General features: G+C 76.3%; 3 protein-coding genes. All 3 read right to left on the reverse strand.

What is annotated here, in order from left to right; genetic code table 11:
- On the reverse strand, positions 1-750 hold a 750-nt coding region (locus tag GT045_RS06435), incomplete at its 3' end, for a glycosyltransferase (RefSeq protein WP_161333570.1).
- On the reverse strand, positions 747-1,508 hold the full coding sequence (locus GT045_RS06440; RefSeq protein ID WP_202516654.1) for a polysaccharide deacetylase family protein: 762 nt from the start codon (positions 1,506-1,508) through the stop codon (positions 747-749). The genes GT045_RS06440 and GT045_RS06435, both read right to left, overlap by 4 nt.
- A partial coding sequence (locus GT045_RS06445) for a lipid II flippase MurJ (RefSeq protein ID WP_161333571.1) occupies positions 1,492-2,877 on the reverse strand: 1,386 nt, incomplete at its 5' end. The genes GT045_RS06440 and GT045_RS06445, both read right to left, overlap by 17 nt.

Genomic DNA, 2,877 nt, shown 5'->3' on the forward strand with positions numbered 1-2,877 from the left:
GAACAGCACCCGGTCGGCGACCCCCGCCCGGCGCGCGGCCCGCCGCAGGGCGTGCTCCTCGGGGCCGCCGCCGACCAGCAGCAGCCGGCAGTCGGCGGGCAGCCCGGCGACGGCGCGGACCAGGACGTCGAACCGTTTGCCGGCGACGAGCCGGCCGATACCGCCGACCACGAACGCGTCCTCGGGCAGCCCCAGTTCGTGGCGGGTCCGCCGGCGGGCGGCCGGGTCGAAGGCGAACCGGGTCAGATCGATGCCGTTGGGCACGACCGCGATGCGCGGTTCGGGCACTCCCCAGCGGGCGAGCCGGGCGGCGACGGTGGGGGAGACGGCGACGGTGGACCGGCCCAGCCGCTCGCCGAGGAGATACAGCGCACGGACCCCGGCGGTGAGCGGCCTGCCCTCCATCTGCGTGTCGCCCAGGGAGTGTTCGGTGGCGACCACCGCGCGCACCCCGGCCAGCCGGGCGGCGATCCGGCCGTACAGGCAGGCCCGGTAGAGGTGGGTGTGCACGAGGTCGTACCGGCCGCGCCGGATGGTCCGGGCCAGCCGGGGCAGCGCGCCCAGATCACGGTTGCCGGCCATGCCGAGGTGGGTCACCGGGACCCCGTCGGCCGCCAGTCCGTCGGCCACCGGCCCCGGGTTGGTCAGCGTCACCACCTCGGACTCCACCGGCAGATGCCGCAGCAGCAGCCGCAGTTGCTGCTCGGCACCGCCCACCCCGAGCCCGGTGATGACGTGCAGGGCCTTCATCGCAGCCCCTCGACGGGCCGCCGGCGCAGCCGGTGCAGCCGGCGCTTCAGGAACAGCCGTACGGCGGTGTCGTTCTGCCCGATGTGCACGCGCGGCAGGGCGTACGGGCCGTTCAGCTCACCTGGGTCGATGGCGCAGGCGTAGCCGTAGCCGGCCCCCCGCACGGCCTCCACGGCACGGCGGTCGACGGTGCCGTACGGATAGCAGAAGCCGGCGACCGGAGCGCCGGTCAGTTCCTCCAGCGCGGCCCGGCTGCCGGTGGTCTCGGCCGTCAGCACGGTGTCGTCGGCGCGGGTGAGGTCGACGTGGGTGAGGCCGTGCGAACCGATCTCCACGCCCGCGGCGGCGGCCCGCCGGACGCCGTCGGCGGTCAGCAGCGGCTTGCGGGGACCCAGCGGGTCCCAGGCGTTGTCACCGCCGAGCCGGCCGGGCAGCACGAACAGGGTGGCCGTGCACTCCCAGCGCGCCAGCACCGGCAGGGCGTTGCCGAGGAAGTCGGCGTACCCGTCGTCGAAGGTGAGTCCGACCAGGTCCCGTCCCTCGCCGCGGGCGCGGGCGGCGAGCAGTTCGGCCACCGACACCCCGCGCAGTCCCCGCCGGCGCAGCCAGCGCAGCTGTCCGTCCAGCCGGTCGGGGGTGACCGTGACGCGGTACGGGTCGTCGGCGCGGTCGCCGACCGAGTGGTACATGGCGATCCATGGGACCGGGCCGGTGGCGGGGGTCCGGGCGGGTGCCGGGAACTCAACGGAGGACGGCATGGGCGAGCCTTCGGGTGAGGGTGCGTACGGAACGGAGCGCGGGGGCACAGCCCTGGACCCCCAGGGCGCGGCCGAGCAGGACGAACACGACGGTCACCGTGGCGCCGCCGGCGGCGAGTCCGGCGAGCGGAGCCGACGGCAGGCCCGCCACCAGGGCGCCGGCCACGGTGGCGGCCGCCGCCGCCCGCAGCGGCCTGCTCAGTTCGCGCAGCACGGGACCGGTCCGGACGGGCACCGCGCGGTGTCCGACGCCGGCGAGCAGCAGGACGGCGGTGAGGGTGATGCCGGCGGCGTTGGCGGCGGCGATCCCGGTGGCCCCCCAGCGTCCGACCGACCAGGCGCCGAGCCACGAGGTGGTGACGATCCCCGCGGTCATCGCGGCCAGCGGGTACCAGGTGGCGCGGCCCGCCGAGAAGCGGGCGCGGACCAGGACGCCGGTCAGGGTCTGGGCGAGCAGGCCGAGCGCGTAGACCCGCATCACGGCGGCGGTCGCCGCGGTGTCCTGGGCCGTGAACGCGCCCCGCTGGAACAGCAGCCCGATCAGCTGCGGCGCGCAGGCCACGACCGCGGCCGTACCGAGCAGCACCAGACAGGCGGCCAGCGCCAGATCACGCTCCACCCGGTCCCGGGCCCGTTCGGTGTCGCCGTCGGCCAGGGCCCGCGCCACCATCGGGAAGGTGACCGTGCACAGCATCGTCGACAGCGTCATCGGGATCTGCGCGACCTTCTGCGCGTAGTTCAGGTGCGAGATGGCCCCGGCGGGCAGTCCGGAGGCCAGGAACCGCTCGATCAGCACCTGGGACTGCCGGCACAGTGCGAACAGCAGCACGGTGGCCAGCAGCGGCACGTCCAGCGGCCGGGCCGCGGCGGCCGGTTCGGCGTCCGCCGCCCGGCCGCCGCGCCGGCGCAACTGCCCTACCAGCGAGGGAAGCTGGAGCGCGACCATCAGGAAGCCGCCCGCCGCCACCCCGAACGCGGCCGAGCGCACACCCCACCGGCCGCCGAGCGCGTACATCGCCGTGACGATGCCGACGTTGTGGACGATGTAGATCGCGGCCGGGGCGAGGAACCGGCGGTGGGCTCGCAGGGCCGCGCTGCAGTAGCCGGCGAGGCCGAAGCTCAGCACGCAGCTCGCGGTGAGCCGGGTGCAGTCCACGGCGAGCGCGGGATCCGGCAGACCGGGCGCGAGCGCCCCGACGAACCGCGGCGCGGCCAGCCCCAGCAGCGCCCCGACCGCCGCGAACGCCAGCGCCAGCCGCGGCAGGGTGCCGGCGACCAGCGACCGCACCGGATCGCCGGACCCGCCCTGCGCGCGCCGGGCCAGGGCCGTGCTGAACGCCGGGATCAGCGCGAAGGCCAGCCCGTCCTC

This window comes from Streptomyces sp. SID486 (genome assembly GCF_009865385.1).
GTDB lineage: Bacteria > Actinomycetota > Actinomycetes > Streptomycetales > Streptomycetaceae > Streptomyces.